This is a genomic window from Pseudomonas sp. 14A (assembly GCF_018132745.1).
GTDB classification, from domain to species: Bacteria; Pseudomonadota; Gammaproteobacteria; order Pseudomonadales; family Pseudomonadaceae; genus Aquipseudomonas; species Aquipseudomonas mercuritolerans.
The window spans coordinates 152,392-171,502 of sequence record NZ_JAGRQJ010000015.1 but is presented as its reverse complement, the minus strand read 5'-3'; the positions used below and the strand labels follow the sequence as shown (position 1 = coordinate 171,502).

Annotated in this window: 16 protein-coding genes and 1 pseudogene; all 17 read left to right on the top strand. The window is 57.6% G+C overall.

Annotated elements, in window-relative coordinates:
* Positions 1-46: 46 nt before the first annotated feature.
* The 17 genes and pseudogenes from mtnA (at position 47) to PS14A_RS26645 (ending at position 19,056) form a co-directional block, all read left to right on the top strand.
* Complete coding sequence (gene mtnA / locus PS14A_RS17620) at positions 47-1,123, top strand: S-methyl-5-thioribose-1-phosphate isomerase (protein WP_110646027.1); 1,077 nt, start codon at positions 47-49, stop codon at positions 1,121-1,123.
* Positions 1,124-1,557: 434 nt separating this feature from the next.
* Positions 1,558-4,212, top strand: coding sequence for a DNA gyrase subunit A (gene gyrA / locus PS14A_RS17615; protein ID WP_212616860.1), 2,655 nt, complete (start codon positions 1,558-1,560; stop codon positions 4,210-4,212).
* Between the two features lie 231 nt (positions 4,213-4,443).
* A complete protein-coding gene (gene serC / locus PS14A_RS17610) occupies positions 4,444-5,529 on the top strand; it encodes a 3-phosphoserine/phosphohydroxythreonine transaminase (protein WP_038860448.1) in 1,086 nt (361 codons plus the stop codon).
* Positions 5,529-6,623, top strand: a complete 1,095-nt coding sequence (pheA, locus tag PS14A_RS17605; protein WP_016770924.1) for a prephenate dehydratase — start codon at positions 5,529-5,531, stop codon at positions 6,621-6,623. The genes serC and pheA overlap by 1 nt, the downstream gene beginning before the upstream one ends.
* Before the next feature lie 13 nt (positions 6,624-6,636).
* Positions 6,637-7,749 (top strand): histidinol-phosphate transaminase, encoded by a 1,113-nt coding sequence (hisC, locus tag PS14A_RS17600; protein ID WP_137213849.1) that lies wholly within the window; start codon positions 6,637-6,639, stop codon positions 7,747-7,749.
* A 28-nt stretch (positions 7,750-7,777) separates the two neighbouring features.
* Complete coding sequence (locus PS14A_RS17595) at positions 7,778-9,985, top strand: bifunctional prephenate dehydrogenase/3-phosphoshikimate 1-carboxyvinyltransferase (protein WP_249121352.1); 2,208 nt, start codon at positions 7,778-7,780, stop codon at positions 9,983-9,985.
* Positions 9,982-10,671, top strand: a complete 690-nt coding sequence (gene cmk, locus PS14A_RS17590; RefSeq protein ID WP_024013869.1) for a (d)CMP kinase — start codon at positions 9,982-9,984, stop codon at positions 10,669-10,671. Before PS14A_RS17595 ends, cmk begins: the two co-directional genes overlap by 4 nt.
* A 119-nt stretch (positions 10,672-10,790) precedes the next feature.
* Positions 10,791-12,476, top strand: coding sequence for a 30S ribosomal protein S1 (gene rpsA, locus PS14A_RS17585; protein WP_016770920.1), 1,686 nt, complete (start codon positions 10,791-10,793; stop codon positions 12,474-12,476).
* Positions 12,477-12,668: 192 nt separating this feature from the next.
* Positions 12,669-12,947 carry a hypothetical protein gene (locus PS14A_RS17580; RefSeq protein ID WP_073472356.1) on the top strand — a complete coding sequence of 93 codons (279 nt, stop codon included), beginning with the start codon at positions 12,669-12,671 and terminating at the stop codon, positions 12,945-12,947.
* Positions 12,948-13,100: 153 nt separating this feature from the next.
* Positions 13,101-13,397 (top strand): integration host factor subunit beta, encoded by a 297-nt coding sequence (gene ihfB, locus PS14A_RS17575; RefSeq protein WP_007950920.1) that lies wholly within the window; start codon positions 13,101-13,103, stop codon positions 13,395-13,397.
* Positions 13,398-13,427: 30 nt separating this feature from the next.
* Complete coding sequence (locus PS14A_RS17570) at positions 13,428-13,667, top strand: lipopolysaccharide assembly protein LapA domain-containing protein (protein ID WP_212616858.1); 240 nt, start codon at positions 13,428-13,430, stop codon at positions 13,665-13,667.
* Between the two features lie 223 nt (positions 13,668-13,890).
* Positions 13,891-14,967, top strand: a complete 1,077-nt coding sequence (gene rfbB, locus PS14A_RS17565) for a dTDP-glucose 4,6-dehydratase (RefSeq protein ID WP_212616857.1) — start codon at positions 13,891-13,893, stop codon at positions 14,965-14,967.
* A complete protein-coding gene (gene rfbD, locus PS14A_RS17560) occupies positions 14,964-15,857 on the top strand; it encodes a dTDP-4-dehydrorhamnose reductase (protein WP_212616856.1) in 894 nt (297 codons plus the stop codon). The genes rfbB and rfbD overlap by 4 nt, the downstream gene beginning before the upstream one ends.
* Entirely contained in the window at positions 15,854-16,732 is an 879-nt protein-coding gene (rfbA, locus tag PS14A_RS17555) for a glucose-1-phosphate thymidylyltransferase RfbA (RefSeq protein WP_130909451.1), read from the top strand. The genes rfbD and rfbA overlap by 4 nt, the downstream gene beginning before the upstream one ends.
* A gap of 163 nt (positions 16,733-16,895) precedes the next feature.
* Positions 16,896-17,936, top strand: coding sequence for a Wzz/FepE/Etk N-terminal domain-containing protein (locus tag PS14A_RS17550; RefSeq protein WP_212616855.1), 1,041 nt, complete (start codon positions 16,896-16,898; stop codon positions 17,934-17,936).
* Positions 17,937-18,072: 136 nt separating this feature from the next.
* A pseudogene (rfbC, locus tag PS14A_RS26650) lies at positions 18,073-18,630 on the top strand (dTDP-4-dehydrorhamnose 3,5-epimerase); the annotation flags it as partial.
* Positions 18,631-19,056 carry an FdtA/QdtA family cupin domain-containing protein gene (locus tag PS14A_RS26645; RefSeq protein WP_249121351.1) on the top strand — a complete coding sequence of 142 codons (426 nt, stop codon included), beginning with the start codon at positions 18,631-18,633 and terminating at the stop codon, positions 19,054-19,056. It begins immediately after the preceding pseudogene.
* Positions 19,057-19,111 lie beyond the last annotated feature (55 nt).

Here is a 19,111-nt window from a genome sequence, read left to right as displayed (position 1 = left end):
GGATCGCTATAATCGGCGGCTTTTGTTCATGAGTGCGGGGTGTGGGATGCGCGATCGACTGTTGGCTGCGGAGAAAGTAAAGGCCATCGATTGGCGTGATGGCGCGCTGCACCTGCTGGATCAGCGTATTTTGCCGTTCGAGGAAACCTGGATCGCCTACACCAGCGCCGCTGGTGTGGCCGAAGCGATTCGCTCGATGGTCGTGCGCGGCGCGCCGGCCATCGGTATCAGCGCGGCCTATGGCATCGTCCTCGCAGCGCGGGCGCGGATTGCCGAGGGCGGCGACTGGTACGCGGCGCTGGAAGAGGATTTCGCGCTGTTGGCCGATTCGCGTCCGACCGCGGTCAATCTGTTCTGGGCGCTGGGGCGCATGCACGATCGCCTGGATCGCCTGAAAAGCAAGGCCGATCCGCTGGCCGCGCTGGAAGCCGAGGCCATCGCCATTCACCAAAGCGACCGCGAGGCCAACCTGACCATGGCGCAGCTTGGTGTCGATCTGATTCGCAAACATCAGGGCAACGCTCAAGCCATCCTGACCCATTGCAATACCGGCGCGCTGGCCACCGGCGGGTTCGGTACTGCGCTGGGGGTGATCCGTGCTGCTTATATAGAAGGCATGGTCGAGCGCGTTTACGCCGATGAAACCCGGCCGTGGCTGCAAGGCTCGCGGCTGACCGCGTGGGAACTGGCCAACGAAGGCATCCCGGTGACCCTGAACGCCGACTCCGCCGCCGCGCACATCATGAAAACCAAAGGCGTGACCTGGGTGATCGTCGGCGCCGACCGCATCACCGCCAATGGCGACGTGGCGAACAAGATCGGCACCTACCAACTGGCAGTCAACGCCATGCACCACGGCGTGCGCTTCATGGTCGTGGCGCCAAGTTCGACCATCGACATGAACCTCGCCAGCGGCGATGACATCCCGATCGAAGAACGTGATGGCGCCGAACTGCTCGAAGTCGGCGGTAAACGCGTCGGTGCCGATGTTGAAGCGTTCAACCCGGTGTTTGATGTCACCCCGGCGGATCTGATCGATGCGATCGTCACCGAAAAAGGCATCGTCGAACGCCCGGACACCGCGAAAATGGCCCAGCTGATGTGCCGCAAGCGCCTGCATTGATGCGGTGATTCTCAATGTAGGAGCTGCCGAAGGCTGCGATCTTTTGATCTTGCTTTTTACAGGTCAGGATCAAAAGATCGCAGCCTTCGGCAGCTCCTACAGGTGTTTGAGGCCCTAAAAGTCAATAAACATCCCCAAACCAAGCCTCAATTCTGCATTCAACCAAGCTCTGAGCTTCTGTCGTCCCCCTCAAGCCTGTCATCGGTCAACTAACTATGCTCCATGCGCATCTGGGGGATAGGTGCGTGGCGGCCTTTGTGATAACATCCGGCGTTTTCCGAGGCGGCTCCACGGAGCTGTCTTTACTGCGCAAATCCGCGATCCAATGTTGATTTGTCGTAAGTCGGCGCATGGCACTCGGCCGGCCCCGACGAGCTTCGTTGCTCCCACATGGATATGACGAAGTTTCACCAGAAAAAGGAATCAGGCTTCTCATGGGCGAACTGGCCAAAGAAATCCTCCCGGTCAATATCGAAGACGAGCTGAAACAGTCCTACCTCGACTACGCAATGAGCGTGATCGTCGGCCGTGCACTGCCGGATGCGCGCGATGGCCTCAAGCCCGTGCACCGTCGCGTACTGTTCGCGATGAGCGAGCTGGGCAACGACTACAACAAGCCGTACAAGAAATCTGCCCGTGTCGTCGGCGACGTGATCGGTAAGTATCACCCGCACGGTGACACTGCCGTGTACGACACCATCGTTCGTATGGCCCAGCCTTTCTCCCTGCGCTACCTGCTGGTCGACGGCCAGGGCAACTTCGGTTCGGTCGACGGCGACAACGCTGCGGCCATGCGATACACCGAAGTGCGCATGACCAAGCTGGCGCACGAGCTGCTGGCTGACCTGCACAAGGAAACCGTGGACTGGGTGCCGAACTACGACGGCACCGAACTGATCCCGGCAGTCATGCCGACCCGCGTGCCGAACCTGCTGGTCAACGGTTCCAGCGGTATCGCCGTGGGCATGGCGACCAACATTCCGCCGCACAACCTCGGTGAAGTCATCGACGGTTGCCTGGCCCTCATCGACAACCCTGAGCTGACCGTCGATGAGCTGATGCAATACATTCCCGGTCCGGACTTCCCGACGGCTGCGATCATCAACGGTCGCGCCGGCATCATCGAAGCCTACCGCACCGGTCGCGGGCGCATTTACATGCGTGCCCGCTCGATCATCGAAGACATCGACAAGGTCGGTGGCCGTCAGCAGATCGTCATCACCGAGCTGCCTTACCAGCTGAACAAGGCGCGTCTGATCGAGAAGATCGCCGAGCTGGTCAAAGAGAAGAAGCTCGAAGGCATCACTGAGCTGCGCGACGAGTCCGACAAGGACGGTATGCGCGTCGTGATCGAACTGCGTCGCGGCGAAGTGCCTGAGGTGATCCTCAACAACCTTTACGCCCAGACCCAGCTGCAATCGGTGTTCGGTATCAACATCGTCGCGCTGATCGACGGCCGCCCACGTATCCTCAACCTCAAGGATCTGCTGGAAGCCTTCGTCCGTCACCGTCGCGAAGTGGTCACCCGTCGTACCGTGTTCGAACTGCGCAAGGCGCGCGAGCGCGGGCACATTCTCGAAGGCCAGGCTGTTGCGCTGTCGAACATCGATCCGGTAATCGCCCTGATCAAGGCTTCGCCAACACCGTCGGAAGCCAAGGAAGCGCTGATCAGCACGCCTTGGGAATCCTCGGCTGTGGTGGCGATGGTTGAACGTGCCGGTGCCGATTCGTGCCGTCCGGAAAACCTCGATCCGCAATATGGCCTGCGTGAAGGCAAGTACTTCCTTTCGCCAGAACAGGCGCAAGCGATTCTGGAATTGCGCCTGCACCGTCTGACCGGTCTGGAGCACGAGAAGCTGCTGGCCGAGTATCAAGAGATCCTCAACCAGATCGGCGAGCTGATCCGCATCCTCAACAGCGCTGTGCGCCTGATGGAAGTGATCCGCGAAGAACTGGAAGTGATCCGCGCCGAATACGGCGACGTGCGCCGCACCGAAATTCTCGATGCCCGTCTCGACCTGACCCTGGGCGACATGATCCCGGAAGAAGAGCGCGTCGTGACCATCTCTCACGGTGGCTACGCCAAGACCCAGCCGCTGGCTGCGTACCAGGCCCAGCGTCGCGGCGGCAAAGGCAAATCGGCTACCGGCGTCAAGGACGAGGACTACATCGCTCACCTGCTGGTTGCCAACAGCCATACCACGCTGCTGCTGTTCTCCAGCAAGGGCAAGGTGTACTGGCTCAAGACCTACGAGATTCCGGAAGCATCCCGCGCGGCCCGTGGTCGTCCGCTGGTCAATCTGCTGCCGCTGGATGACGGTGAATACATCACCACCATGCTGCCGGTCGAGGAATACACCGAAGGTCACTACATCTTCATGGCCACCGCCAACGGCACCGTGAAGAAGACCCCGCTGGAATCCTTCAGCCGTCAGCGCAGCGTCGGTCTGATCGCGCTGGAACTGGACGAAGGCGACGTGCTGATCTCTGCGGCCATCACCGATGGCGAGCGCGAAGTGATGCTGTTCTCCGACGGCGGCAAGGTCACCCGTTTCAAAGAGTCCGACGTGCGTGCCATGGGCCGTACCGCTCGCGGCGTGCGCGGCATGCGTCTGCCGGAAGGGCAGAAGCTGATTTCCATGCTGATCCCGGAAGAAGGCAGCCAGATCCTCACCGCTTCGGCGCGTGGTTATGGCAAGCGCACCGCGATCACCGAGTTCCCTGAGTACAAGCGTGGCGGTCAGGGCGTGATCGCCATGGTCAGCAACGAGCGCAACGGCCGTCTGGTCGGCGCGGTGCAGGTGCTCGACGGCGAAGAAATCATGCTGATCTCCGATCAGGGCACTCTGGTGCGTACCCGTGTCGACGAAGTGTCGAGCCTGGGTCGTAACACACAGGGCGTGACGCTGATCAAGCTGGCCAAGGATGAAACCCTGGTCGGGCTGGAGCGGGTTCAGGAACCTTCGGAAATCGAAGGCGAAGAGCTCGAAGGTGAAGAGGGCGAGGAAATCGCAGGCACCGTCGGTATCGACGAAGCGGGTGAAGACCAGCAACTCGACGCCGCAGCAGACGAAGAACCGCAGGAATAAGCGGACAAACGAGGGGGCGGATGAGAATTCGCCCCCTTGTTATTTGTCCGGTATGAATTTTCGACATCATGGAGATCCCCTGTGGGAGCGAGCCTGCTCGCGAAAGCAGGCGCTGCGGTACCTCTGAAGCACCGCGGTGATGCATTCGCGAGCAGGCTCGCTCCCACAGGGCCATGTTGATCGGTAGTGTGATTTATTGCGTGATACCACCAAATCAGAGCGAGATTGGATGTGAGCAAGCGAGCCTATAACTTCTGCGCCGGTCCGGCGGCGCTGCCTGAAGCTGTCCTGCAGCGCGCCCAGGGTGAACTCCTTGATTGGCACGGCAAGGGTCTGTCGGTCATGGAAATGAGCCATCGCAGCGATGAGTTCGTGTCCATCGCCACCCAGGCCGAGCAGGATCTGCGTGACCTGCTGAATATCCCGTCGAACTACAAAGTGCTGTTCCTCCAGGGTGGCGCCAGCCAACAGTTCGCGCAGATCCCGCTGAACCTGTTGCCGGAAGGCGGCTCGGCCGACTACATCGACACCGGTATCTGGTCGCAGAAAGCCATCGAAGAAGCCTCGCGCTACGGTCACGTCAACGTTGCCGCCACCGCCAAGCCTTACGACTATTTCGCCATTCCCGGCCAGAACGAGTGGAACCTGTCGAAAGACGCCGCGTACGTTCATTACGCGCCGAACGAAACCATCGGCGGTCTGGAATTCCAGTGGATCCCGCAAACTGGTGACGTGCCGCTGGTCGCCGACATGTCTTCGGACATCCTCTCGCGCCCGGTCGACATCTCGCGTTTCGGCATGATCTACGCCGGCGCGCAGAAGAACATCGGCCCGAGCGGCATCGTCGTCAACATCATCCGCGAAGACCTGCTCGGCAAGGCCCGCTCGCTGTGCCCGACCATGCTCAACTACAAGGTCGCGGCTGATAACGGTTCGATGTACAACACCCCGCCGACGCTGGCCTGGTACTTGTCCGGTCTGGTGTTCCAGTGGCTGAAAGAGCAGGGCGGCGTCGAAGCGATTGCCAAACTCAACGACGTCAAGCAACGCACCCTGTACGACTTCATCGATGCCAGCGGCCTCTACAGCAACCCGATCAACAAGTCGGATCGCTCGTGGATGAACGTGCCGTTCCGTCTGGCTGACGATCGTCTGGACAAGCCGTTCCTCGCCGGTGCCGACGAGCGCGGCCTGCTCAACCTCAAGGGCCACCGTTCGGTGGGCGGCATGCGCGCCTCCATCTACAACGCCGTCGACATCACCGCGGTCAACGCGCTGGTGGCGTACATGGCGGAATTCGAGAAGGAACACGGCTGATGTCCGAGCAAGAACTCAAGGCACTGCGCGTTCGCATCGACGCTCTGGACACCAAAGTCCTCGAGCTGATCAGTGAGCGTGCGCGTTGCGCCCAGGAAGTCGCCCGCGTGAAGATGGCCTCGCTGGCCGAAGGCGAAGTGCCGGTGTTCTATCGTCCCGAGCGCGAAGCTCAGGTGCTCAAGCGTGTGATGGAGCGCAATCAGGGGCCGCTGGGCAACGAAGAAATGGCGCGGCTGTTCCGCGAAATCATGTCGTCGTGCCTGGCGCTGGAGCAGCCACTGAAAGTGGCGTACCTCGGCCCTGAAGGTACCTTCACCCAAGCGGCAGCGATGAAACACTTCGGTCACGCGGTGATCAGCAAGCCGATGGCGGCGATCGACGAAGTGTTCCGTGAAGTCGCCGCCGGTGCGGTGAATTTCGGCGTGGTGCCGGTGGAAAACTCCACCGAAGGCGCGGTCAACCACACGCTGGACAGCTTTCTCGAACACGACATGGTGATCTGTGGCGAAGTCGAGCTGCGCATCCACCATCATCTGCTGGTCGGCGAAAACACCAAGACCGACAGCATCAGTCGCATCTATTCCCACGCGCAGTCGCTGGCCCAGTGCCGCAAGTGGCTGGACGCGCATTACCCGAATGTCGAACGCGTCGCGGTGTCGAGCAACGCCGAAGCGGCCAAACGGGTCAAGGGTGAGTGGAATTCGGCGGCCATTGCTGGCGACATGGCGGCGGGGCTGTACGGCCTGACGCGCCTGGCCGAGAAGATCGAAGATCGTCCGGACAACTCCACGCGCTTCCTGATGATCGGTAACCAGGAAGTGCCGCCGACCGGCGACGACAAGACCTCGATCATCGTGTCGATGAGCAACAAGCCCGGCGCACTTCATGAGCTGCTGGTGCCGTTCCACGACAATGGCATCGACCTGACCCGCATCGAAACCCGACCGTCGCGCAGCGGCAAATGGACCTACGTGTTCTTCATCGACTTCGTCGGCCACCACCGCGATCCGTTGATCAAAGGTGTGCTGGAAAAGATCAGTCAGGAAGCAGTAGCACTCAAAGTGCTGGGTTCCTACCCGAAAGCAGTTCTCTAAGGGGCGGTAGCAAATGAGTGGCAACTTCCTCGCTCTGGCACAGCCGGGCGTGCAACAACTTTCGCCGTACGTTCCGGGCAAGCCTGTGGACGAACTGGCGCGCGAGCTGGATCTGGATCCGGCAAAAATCGTCAAACTGGCGAGCAACGAAAACCCGCTGGGCGCCAGTCCAAAGGCGCTGGCGGCGATTCGCGAAGAGCTGGCCGAGCTGACCCGTTACCCGGACGGCAATGGTTTCGCTCTGAAATCGCTGCTGGCCGAGCAGTGCCGCGTCGAGCTGAATCAGGTCACGCTGGGCAACGGCTCCAACGATATTCTTGAACTGGTTGCGCGTGCCTATCTGGCGCCGGGCCTGAATGCGGTGTTCAGTGAGCACGCTTTCGCCGTATATCCGATTGCTACCCAAGCTGTCGGTGCGCAGGCCAAAGTCGTTCCAGCCAAAGACTGGGGTCATGACCTGCCGGCGATGCTTGCGGCCATCGATGCCAACACCCGCGTGGTGTTCATCGCCAACCCGAACAACCCGACCGGCACCTGGTTCGGCGCTGAAGCGCTGGATGAGTTCCTGCAAGATGTTCCCGAGCATGTGCTGGTAGTCCTCGACGAGGCTTACATCGAGTACGCCGAAGGCAGTGATTTGCCGGACGGTCTCGACTTCCTCGCGGCGTACCCGAACCTGCTGGTGTCGCGTACTTTCTCCAAGGCCTATGGCCTGGCCGCGCTGCGCGTCGGTTATGGCTTGTCGACGCCTGTGGTGGCGGACGTGCTGAACCGCGTTCGTCAGCCATTCAACGTCAACAGCCTCGCGCTGGCGGCGGCGTGTGCGGCGCTGAAGGACGAGGAATATCTGGCGCAAAGCCGTCAGCTCAACGAATCCGGAATGCAGCAGTTGCAGGCGGGTTTCCGTGAGCTGGGACTGAGCTGGATCGAGTCCAAAGGCAACTTCATCTGCGTCGATCTTGGCCAGGTCGCGGCGCCGGTCTTCCAAGGCTTGCTGCGCGAAGGCGTGATCGTGCGTCCGGTGGCCAATTACGGCATGCCGAACCACTTGCGCGTGACCATCGGTCTGCCGGCAGAAAACAGCCGTTTCCTCGAGGCGCTGCGCAAGGTTCTGGCTCGTGGTTGATGTCACTGCGCTGCAACCTGCTGCACCTATGATCGGTCGCCTCGTGGTGGTCGGTCTGGGGTTGATCGGTGGTTCGTTTGCCAAGGGTTTGCGAGAAAGCGGCCTGTGCCGTGAAGTGGTCGGCGTCGATCTGGATCCGCAATCGCGCAAGCTCGCGGTCGAATTGGGTGTGGTCGATCGCTGCGAAGACGACTTGGCGGCGGCTTGCGTCGGTGCCGATGTGATTCAGCTGGCGGTGCCGATTCTGGCAATGGAAAAGCTGCTCGCGCGCCTGGCTGTCATGGATCTGGGGCAGGCGATTCTTACGGATGTCGGCAGTGCCAAAGGCAACGTGGTGCGCGCGGCGACCGAGGCGTTTGGCGGCATGCCGGCGCGCTTCGTCCCCGGGCACCCGATTGCCGGTTCCGAGCAGAGTGGGGTGGAAGCCTCGAATGCCGAGCTATTCCGCCGGCACAAGGTGATCCTGACGCCGCTTGAGCAGACCGATCCTGCGGCGCTCGCGGTGGTCGATCGCCTGTGGCGTGAATTGGGTGCCGATGTCGAGCACATGCAGGTCGAGCGTCACGACGAAGTCCTCGCCGCGACCAGCCATCTGCCGCACCTGCTGGCCTTCGGTCTGGTCGATTCATTGGCCAAGCGCAATGAAAATCTGGAGATCTTCCGTTACGCTGCCGGTGGTTTTCGCGATTTCACAAGAATCGCCGGAAGCGACCCGGTGATGTGGCACGACATCTTCCTCGCCAACCGCGAGGCTGTCCTGCGCACACTCGATACATTTCGCAGCGACCTCGACGCCTTGCGCGACGCGGTCGATGCAGGGGATGGGCACCAATTATTGGGCGTTTTCACGCGCGCCCGGGTTGCCCGCGAGCATTTCAGTAAAATCCTGGCCCGCAGGGCCTATGTGGACGCTATGAATTCCAACGATCTGATCTTCCTGGCTCAACCTGGTGGCCGCCTGTCCGGTCGGATTCGCGTACCGGGTGACAAATCGATTTCCCACCGTTCGATCATGCTCGGCTCGCTGGCCGAAGGCGTCACCGAAGTCGAAGGCTTCCTCGAGGGCGAAGACGCCCTGGCGACCTTGCAGGCATTTCGCGACATGGGCGTAGTCATCGAAGGCCCGCACCACGGCCGCGTGACCATTCACGGTGTCGGCCTGCACGGCCTGAAACCTGCGCCGGGCCCGATCTACCTGGGCAACTCCGGCACCTCGATGCGTCTGCTCTCTGGTCTGCTGGCGGCGCAGAGCTTCGACAGCACCTTGACCGGCGACGCTTCGCTGTCCAAGCGTCCGATGAATCGCGTGGCTAATCCTCTGCGAGAAATGGGCGCCGTGATCGAAACCGCTGCCGAAGGTCGTCCACCGATGACCATTCGCGGTGGTCACAAGCTCAAAGGCCTGACCTACACCATGCCGATGGCCAGTGCCCAAGTGAAATCCTGTCTGCTGCTCGCCGGTCTGTATGCCGAAGGCAAGACCACCGTTACCGAGCCGGCACCGACCCGCGATCACACCGAGCGCATGCTGCGTGGCTTCGGCTACCCGGTCAGCGTCGACGGCGCCACGGCTTCGGTCGAGTCCGGCGGCAAGCTCACCGCGACTCACATCGAAGTGCCGGGCGATATCTCGTCGTCGGCGTTCTTCCTGGTTGCAGCCTCGATCGCCGAGGGTTCGGAGCTGGTGCTGGAGCACGTCGGCATCAACCCGACCCGTACTGGCGTGATCGATATCCTGCGACTGATGGGCGCCGATATCACTCTGGAAAACCAGCGTGAAGTCGGCGGCGAGCCAGTGGCTGACTTGCGCGTGCGGGCAGCTAAACTCAAGGGTATCGAGATTCCGCAAGAGCTGGTGCCGCTGGCCATCGACGAATTCCCGGTCCTGTTCGTTGCGGCTGCGTGCGCCGAAGGGCGTACCGTGCTCACCGGCGCAGAAGAGCTGCGGGTCAAGGAATCCGACCGGATTCAGGTGATGGCGGACGGTTTGCTGGCGCTGGGCGTCAAGTGCGAACCGACCCCGGACGGCATCATCATCGACGGCGGCCAGATCGGCGGCGGTGAAGTGCACGGTCACGGCGACCACCGTATCGCCATGGCCTTCAGCGTTGCCTCGTTGCGCGCTACCGCACCGATCCGCATCCATGATTGCGCCAACGTCGCGACCTCGTTCCCCAACTTCCTCGCGCTGTGCGGGCAAGTTGGCATTCGTGTGGCACAAGAGGCTCAGTCGTGAAAAACATTGCACCGGTCATCACCATCGATGGGCCAAGCGGCTCCGGCAAAGGCACGGTCGCCGGGATTCTGGCCAAGCGTCTGGGCTGGAACCTGCTGGATTCCGGTGCGCTTTATCGTTTGCTCGCATTTGCTGCGCATAACCACGGCGTCGACCTGACCAATGAAGAGCTGCTGAAGACATTGGCCGCTCATCTGGATGTGCAATTCATCGCCGCGACCGAAGGTCAGCTGCAGCGGATCATTCTGGAAGGCGACGAAGTCAGTGATGTCATCCGCACTGAAAGCGTCGGTTCCGGCGCCTCGCAAGTGGCTGCGCTGCCCGCTGTGCGCGAGGCGCTGCTGCAGCGCCAGCGTGCTTTCCAGGAAGCGCCAGGCCTGGTGGCCGACGGTCGCGACATGGGCACGGTGGTATTTCCGGATGCACCGCTGAAGATTTTCCTCACCGCCAGTGCCGAGGAGCGGGCGCGCCGTCGATATTTGCAGTTGAAGGGCAAAGTCGAGGGTGTTAGTCTGTCGAGTCTGCTAGATGAGATCCGTGCACGCGATGAGCGTGACACCCAGCGCGCAGTAGCCCCGCTCAAGCCGGCGGCCGACGCGATTCAGCTGGATTCAACGGAGCTTTCCATCGATCAGGTGCTTGAACGCATCATGAGCGAGATCGCCATTCGCGATATCGCCGGGTGACCAAGAGGGTCGCAGGGGACCAGTCATAGTCCTGCGGTGCTTCTTTTAAATGAAACTAACCCACACCGTCTGGGGTGTGGAGATGGGCGTTTACTTCGCCCTCATCTACAGGAATTAAAATGAGCGAAAGCTTTGCGGAACTCTTTGAAGAAAGCCTGAAAACCCTGAACCTTCAGGCAGGCTCCATCATCACCGGTGTTATCGTTGATATCGATTACCAGGCTCGCTGGGTAACCGTTCACGCTGGTCTGAAGTCTGAAGCACTCATCCCGCTTGAGCAGTTCTACAACGATGCTGGCGAACTGAACATCAACGTTGGTGATGAAGTTCACGTTGCTCTGGATTCGGTTGAAGACGGCTTTGGCGAAACCAAGCTGTCCCGTGAAAAAGCCAAGCGCGCTGAATGCTGGATCGTTCTGGAAGCAGCCTTCGCAGCCGAGGAAGTGGTCAAGGGCGTTATCAACGGTAAGGTTAAAGGCGGCTTCACTGTCGACGTTAACGGCATCCGTGCGTTCCTGCCAGGTTCCCTGGTTGACGTCCGTCCAGTGCGCGACACCACGCACCTGGAAGGCAAAGAGCTGGAATTCAAGGTCATCAAGCTGGACCAGAAGCGCAACAACGTTGTCGTTTCCCGTCGCAGCGTCCTCGAAGCCGAGAACTCCGCCGAGCGTGAAGCTCTGCTGGAATCCCTGCAGGAAGGCCAGCAAGTCAAAGGTATCGTCAAAAACCTCACCGATTACGGCGCATTCGTCGATCTGGGTGGCGTGGACGGCCTGCTGCACATCACCGACATGGCCTGGAAGCGCATCAAGCATCCTTCCGAGATCGTCAACGTTGGTGACGAAATCGACGTCAAGGTTCTGAAATACGATCGCGAACGCAACCGTGTTTCCCTGGGCCTGAAGCAACTGGGCGAAGATCCATGGGTTGCTATCAAAGCCCGTTACCCAGAAGGCACTCGCGTTACCGCTCGTGTAACCAACCTGACCGACTACGGCTGCTTCGCTGAGCTGGAAGAAGGCGTTGAAGGTCTGGTACACGTTTCGGAAATGGACTGGACCAACAAGAACATCCACCCTTCGAAAGTCGTACAAGTCGGCGACGAAGTGGAAGTCATGGTTCTGGACATCGACGAAGAGCGTCGTCGTATCTCCCTGGGCATCAAGCAGTGCAAGTCGAACCCATGGGAAGACTTCTCTGGCCAGTTCAACAAGGGCGACAAGATCTCCGGCACCATCAAGTCGATCACCGATTTCGGTATCTTCATTGGTCTGGACGGCGGCATCGACGGTCTGGTTCACCTGTCCGACATCTCCTGGAACGAAGTGGGCGAAGAAGCCGTACGTCGTTTCAAGAAGGGCGACGAGCTGGACACCGTCATCCTGTCGGTTGACCCAGAGCGCGAGCGCATCTCCCTGGGCATCAAGCAACTGGAAAGCGATCCGTTCTCCGAGTACGTCTCGGTTAACGACAAGGGCGCTATCGTGACCGGTACCGTGAAAGAAGTTGACGCCAAAGGCGCCATCATCGTTCTGGCCGACGACATCGAAGCTACCCTGAAAGCCTCCGAAATCAGCCGTGACCGCGTTGAAGACGCGCGCAACGTTCTGAAAGAAGGCCAGGAAGTTGAAGCCAAGATCATCAGCGTTGACCGCAAGAGCCGCGTAATCCAGCTCTCGATCAAGTCGAAAGACGACGCTGAAGAGAAAGAAGCCATCCAGAGCCTGAAAGCAGCTCCGGAAGGCGAAGCAGCTGACACCACTATGGCGGCACTGCTGCGTCAAGCAATGGCCAAACAGAACTGAGTTCTGCTTGATCATTAAAAAGGGCGACTTCGGTCGCCCTTTTTTGTGCCTGCGATTTGGACTTTGTACGTCCGTGCATGAAACCAATGGCTTCGGCTGCGGGTCTGTTTCTTTAATCGGATCAATCGCCTATTCGCGACTAAGCTTGATCTTGAGCATTAGTCGTCAGGCTTGCCTGGCATAAGGAAGTGGATGAACAAGTTATTTGTTGTTGCAGTGGTCTTGGCGCTGGCAGGGTGCACCACCAGTGCGAAAACCCATGCGGTGCGCGGCGTCAGTGGTATCGAGGTCGATTGCTCCGGGTTGGGTTCCGGTTGGGAGAAATGCCAGAAGCGTGCAGCGAAGGAGTGCAAAGGCAAGGGCTATAAGGTCATCACCCGTTCTGATGATGCCAAAGATGAAGACGAATACCCGTTTGGCTTTAATCCGGCGGGTTTCGTGACCCGGACCATGCTGGTGATGTGTCGTTAGGGCAGCGGCGATCCGACTCGCCACTGGAGTGCCCTGAAAATGGGCGTTTTGACCCCGGGAAAGATATGTCAATCCCTGGGCTGTTCAAATTCTTCCGGGCATGCTAAAACCTTTCAAGCGCTGATCTAGCTGCTTGAAAAAGAAGGGAAAAATATGACGAAGTCGGAGTTGATCGAACGAATTGTCACCCATCAAGGGCTACTCTCATCCAAGGATGTGGAGCTGGCCATCAAGACCATGCTTGAACAAATGTCTCAGTGCCTCGCCACAGGTGATCGTATCGAGATCCGTGGATTCGGCAGCTTCTCCCTGCACTACCGCGCACCGCGCGTTGGTCGCAATCCAAAGACCGGCCAGTCGGTAAGTCTGGACGGTAAATTCGTTCCGCATTTCAAACCGGGCAAGGAATTGCGTGACCGCGTGAATGAGGAAGAGGAGGAGGGCGCTTGATCTTCGCTATTCAAATTCGAGGGCGCGTGAATGCGTAATTTGAAACGCATACTGTTAGGTGTTTTTATTCTGCTGATGGTTCTGGTTGTTCTGGCGTTTGTGCTCGAAAATCAACAGTCAGTATCGCTTTTGTTTTTTGGATTCTCCGGTCCGCAGTTGCCGGTGTCGGTTGTTGCAGTTTTGGCTTTGCTGGTCGGTATGCTGATCGGCCCGGTATTGGGCTGGTTTCTGGGGCGTGCGTCCAGAGTCTCACGCAAGCGACTGGTCTGAAAGCGGCAGGCGCACGGCATCTGTCGAAATTGCGCCTCAGCCTGTCTTTATCCATTAGTAAAACCATCATTAAGCTGTAAAATGCGTCCCTTGTTCGATCGTGCCTCAATGCATGTCGATTCAGACTGACTCTGACGGATGCCAACTGAAAGTGGCCTCTGCACTCATGGATTAGACCGCGCTCGCTGGCAGCGCTGTCCGCAGCTCAAGGGTATCGTTTCGCGTGAAAATTCTAGTTACCGGCGGCGCCGGCTTCATTGGCTCGGCAGTTATTCGTCACATCATCTCCAACACTTCCGATGCGGTGGTCAACGTCGACAAGCTGACTTACGCCGGTAACCTGGAGTCCCTGGCAGAAGTCAGCCAGGATTCGCGTTACGCCTTCGAACGCGTCGATATCTGCGATCGTGACCAGATCGACCGCGTCCTGCGTGAACACCAACCTGATGCGATCATGCACCTGGCCGCAGAATCCCACGTCGACCGATCGATCTCCGGCCCGTCCGAGTTCATCCAGACCAACATTATTGGCACCTACACGCTGCTCGAAGCGGCGCGCCACTACTGGGCTGCTCTGGACGACACCCGCAAAGCCAGCTTCCGCTTCCACCATATTTCGACTGACGAAGTTTACGGAGACCTCGAAGGTCCGGAAGACCTCTTCACCGAAACCACACCTTACCAGCCAAGCTCGCCATACTCCGCCAGCAAGGCCAGCTCCGACCACTTGGTCCGGGCTTGGGCGCGCACTTATGGCCTGCCGACACTGGTCACCAACTGCTCGAACAACTACGGCCCATGCCACTTCCCTGAGAAGCTGATCCCGCTGATCATTCTCAATGCACTGGAAGGCAAGCCACTGCCAGTGTACGGCAAAGGCAACCAGGTTCGTGACTGGCTGTACGTCGAAGATCACGCTCGCGCGTTGTACAAAGTCGTCACCGAGGGCGTAATCGGTGAGACCTACAACATCGGCGGCCATAACGAAAAGCAAAACATTGAAGTGGTGCACACCCTGTGTGCGCTGCTCGACGAGCTGCGTCCGGATTCCGCTCACCGCCCACACGCTAGCCTGATCACGTATGTGCAGGATCGTCCAGGTCACGATGTGCGTTATGCAATCGATGCGAGCAAGATTCAGCGTGAGCTGGGTTGGACCCCGGAAGAGACGTTCGAAACCGGTATCCGCAAAACGGTTGAGTGGTATCTGAATAATACTGAGTGGGTAGAGCACGTGAAGAGCGGCAGCTACCAGCAGTGGATTGATCAGAACTACGCCGATCGTTCGAACAAAGCATGAGAATTCTTCTGCTGGGCAAGAACGGTCAGGTGGGTTGGGAGCTGCAGCGCTCACTGGCGCCGCTTGGCGAGCTGATTGCTCTTGATCGTCACCTCGTCGATGGCTTTAGCGGCGATCTGGCGAATCTTGAATCCCTGCGCGCGACGATTCGTCAGGTAAAGCCCGACGTTATCGTGAATGCCGCCGCCTATACGGCGGTTGACAAAGCTGAGTCGGAAACCGAGTTGGCAGATCTGGTCAACGGACTCGCGAGTGGCGTTATGGCCCAAGAGGCCGCAGCGTTGGGCGCGTGGCTCGTTCACTATTCAACTGATTACGTCTTCAGTGGCCAAGGTGTAACGCCCTGGCAGGAGACGGATGCTGTTGCGCCGGTGAATCACTACGGGGCCAGCAAGCTCGCTGGCGAGCAGGCGATCATCGTAGCGGGTTGCAAACATCTGATCTTCCGCACCAGCTGGGTTTATGGTGCTCGCGGTAACAACTTCGCCAAAACCATGCTGCGCTTGGCCAAAGAACGCGAAACCTTGAGCGTGATTGCGGATCAGATTGGAGCACCGACCGGGGCGGATCTGATCGCCGACGTTACGACGCTGGCTCTTCAGCAAGTGCTCGAGCGTCCGGAATTGGCTGGCCTCTATCACTTGGCCGCTGCTGGCGAAGTGTCGTGGCATGGATATGCCAGTCATGTACTTGACTTCGCAAAGGCGCAGGGCGAGGAATTGGCGGTGACGATGGTCAACCCAATCGAAACAACTGCCTATCCGACACCAGCTCGGCGACCTCTGAATTCGCGGTTGGATACGCAGAAACTGCGCAAAAATTTTTCTCTACACCTGCCGGATTGGCAGAGTGGTGTAACCCGAATGCTTAGGGAAGTTCTGAATAAATGACCATGATAAATCGTAAAGGCATCATCCTCGCAGGTGGTTCAGGCACTCGCCTGCACCCGCTTACTCTTGGCGTGTCCAAGCAAATGCTGCCTATTTACGATAAACCGATGATTTTCTATCCGTTGTCAGTGTTGATGCTGGCGGGGATGCGAGAAATCCTGATTATCTCCACGCCGGAAGATTTGCCTTGCTTCCGCAAACTCTTGGGCGACGGTAGTGTTTACGGTATTGAATTGACGTACGCCGAGCAACCTTCCCCTGATGGTCTGGCCCAAGCGTTTATCATCGGTGAAGAGTTCATCGGCAAAGATCCGTGCTGCCTGATCCTGGGAGACAATATTTTCTACGGTCAGCACTTCTCGGACAACTTGCGGTCTGCCAGTAGCCAAGCAACGGGTGCCACTGTTTTTGGTTATCACGTATCGGATCCAGAGCGTTTCGGAGTTGTTGAATTTGATGCATCCGGTCGCGCACTGAGCATCGAAGAAAAACCGACCGCCCCTAAGTCCAATTATGCTGTGACGGGCCTTTATTTCTACGACAACGACGTTGTTGAAATTGCGAAAAACATCAAGCCGTCTGAGCGTGGGGAATTGGAAATTACCGATGTCAACCGTGCTTATCTGGAACAAAAATCGTTGAATGTTGAAATGTTGGGTCGTGGTTTCGCTTGGCTCGATACCGGTACGCATGATTCGCTTTTGGAAGCTAGCCACTTCGTTCATACCATCGAACAGCGCCAGGGACTGAAAGTCGCTTGCCTGGAAGAAATCGCATTCAATAATGGCTGGATCGACCGAGCTCAATTGGCAGAACAGGCTGAACGCTTGAAAAAAACCGGCTATGGCCAGTACCTGTCCAACTTGCTCAGGTGACGGATAAGTCCTGTTCCTGACGTGGAACCAAACCACGTCATTCATAGGATTTACAGGGCCCCGGTTCAGAAAATTCCAGGAGCTGATGCGCTAACGTATCGGCCAATATTCACAAGCTTCGATATTGATCGAACGACTCAGATCAAAACAAGGTTCAAAGACCATGCAAAACTCTGCTGTGAATCCTCGAAGCTCCGACGAGTTTGATGTTATTTTGATTGCACGTGCCTTGCTCCGCCGTGCATGGGTGATCATAGGTATAACAGCCATCGCCGGGATTTTGGGTTTGCTTTACGTGGTATTAAGTGAACGTGTTTACGAAGCCAGGGGATATCTGGTTCCACCTACGCAAAGTGACATTGCAGACCTCAATACCGGCCGGACCAAAGAGTTCGAGCTCAGCCCTTATTCGATCGATGATGTTTACCGTATTTTTTTGCGCAACCTTCGATCCGAGGCGTTGCGTCAGGAGTTTTTCGCAAACGAATACTTGCCTTCGCTGAGCCAGGATCAACAGGCGCGTTCACGAGATGCGTTATATGCCGAGTTCGTCAGAAGGGTGCAAATCAATCCGATTACTTCAGATGAAGCGGGTCGCTATTCCGTCACAGTGCAAACAAATAGTGGCGACAAGGCCGTCGACTGGATCAAGAAATATGTGAAACGCGCCGAAACACGCGCAACTGAAGAAATCATGAAAAACGTTTCGTATGAAGCCAGGGTGCATGCGAAGAATGTTGCGCAAGAAATTGATACCAAACGAGAGACCGGGCAAACCGAGCGAGAGGATGCACTGGTCAAACTGCGTGCGGCTTTAAGTGTTGCTGAGTCTTCAGGGGTCCAGAAACCTACGATGGTTTTTGGCAATTCATCTTCGGCACTGGCTGGAAATATGGAAGGCGATATGAGCTTTCTGAGAGGCGCAGAAGCACTGAAAGCGGAAATAAAGAACCTGGAACTCAGATCGTCCAATGACGCGTTCATTAAAGAGTTGCGTGAGCTCCAGGCAAAGAAGAACTTCTTTGACAAACTGGCCACAGCTGATCGCGAAATTGGTATGTATCGCTATGACGGTTTGGTTGATGCGCCAGAAAATGCAATCAAGCCGAAAGCCTCACTGGTTATCGGTCTGGCGCTGGTGCTCGGTGCCATGCTGGGCCTGTTGACTGCTTTTATGCTTTATCGTCTTGAAGAGTCGCGATAGGAATTTTGCCTGTACTGAATCTACGATGATTTTGTTATTGGTCTATTGAGGAAAGGAGGCAGTTTCTGACGCCTCCTGTCTGCTTTTTGAAATCAACACCGACGGAATGTCTTCGTCGTTTTGCAGGTATGGCCGAATGAAGTTGCTAAAAACCGATTTACAGGAAGTAGTTATCGTCGAACCAACGGTTTTTAGGGACGATCGCGGCTGGTTTGCTGAAACCTTCAATGAACCGCGTTTTCATGGAGCGCTTGCCGAGCTCGGTCTACCGAAGCCGCGTAGTTTTGTCCAGGACAATCACTCCTGCTCTCAAAAAGGCGTCTTGAGGGGCTTGCATTATCAGCTCTCGCCGAGCGCCCAGGGGAAGCTGGTAAGAGTTGTCGCCGGTTCGGCTTTCGATGTTGCCGTGGATATACGAAAAGGCTCACCAACATTCGGAAAATGGGTGGGCGTTGAGCTGAGCGCAGCAAATAATCGGATGTTGTGGATTCCTGAAGGCTTTGCGCACGGCTTCATGGCTTTGGAGGACGATACCCATTTCTTGTATAAGACAACTGATCTGTATTGCAAGGAACTCGAGCGCAGCATCAAATGGGATGATCCCGAGATTGGTATCGAATGGCCTCTTGGGTACGAGCGGGTTATCAGTGAAAAAGACCAGCAGGCCAAAGCGCTCGGTGAGGCCGACCTGCCTTTGTTGTACATACCTGGCACTACAGAGTCTGTCGAACTGCAAGTGATAGGTGACGCTCGCGGCAGCCTGGTCTCGGTTGAAAAGGGGCCGCAAGTGCCTTTCGAGATAAAGCGAGTTTATTATATTTTTGGCACACAGGTCGAAGTCAGTCGCGGTTTTCATGCCCATAAACAGTTGCGTCAGCTTGCAGTATGCGTGTCTGGCAAGTGTCGTATGGTGATGGATGACGGGACGTCCAGAAAAGAAGTTTGGCTGGACTCGCCAAATAAAGGCGTGCTGATTAATAATCTCATTTGGCGCGAGATGCATGACTTCAGCGAAGACTGTGTATTGGTGGTGTTCGCCAGCCAAGAATACGATGAGGCTGATTATATTCGCAATTATGACGATTTCATCAACGTCGTGACTGCCAACGCTACATCCTGAAGCGACAGCTGATCTGTCGCCGGGCGACGGATTTAACAGGGTTTGGATAACACGG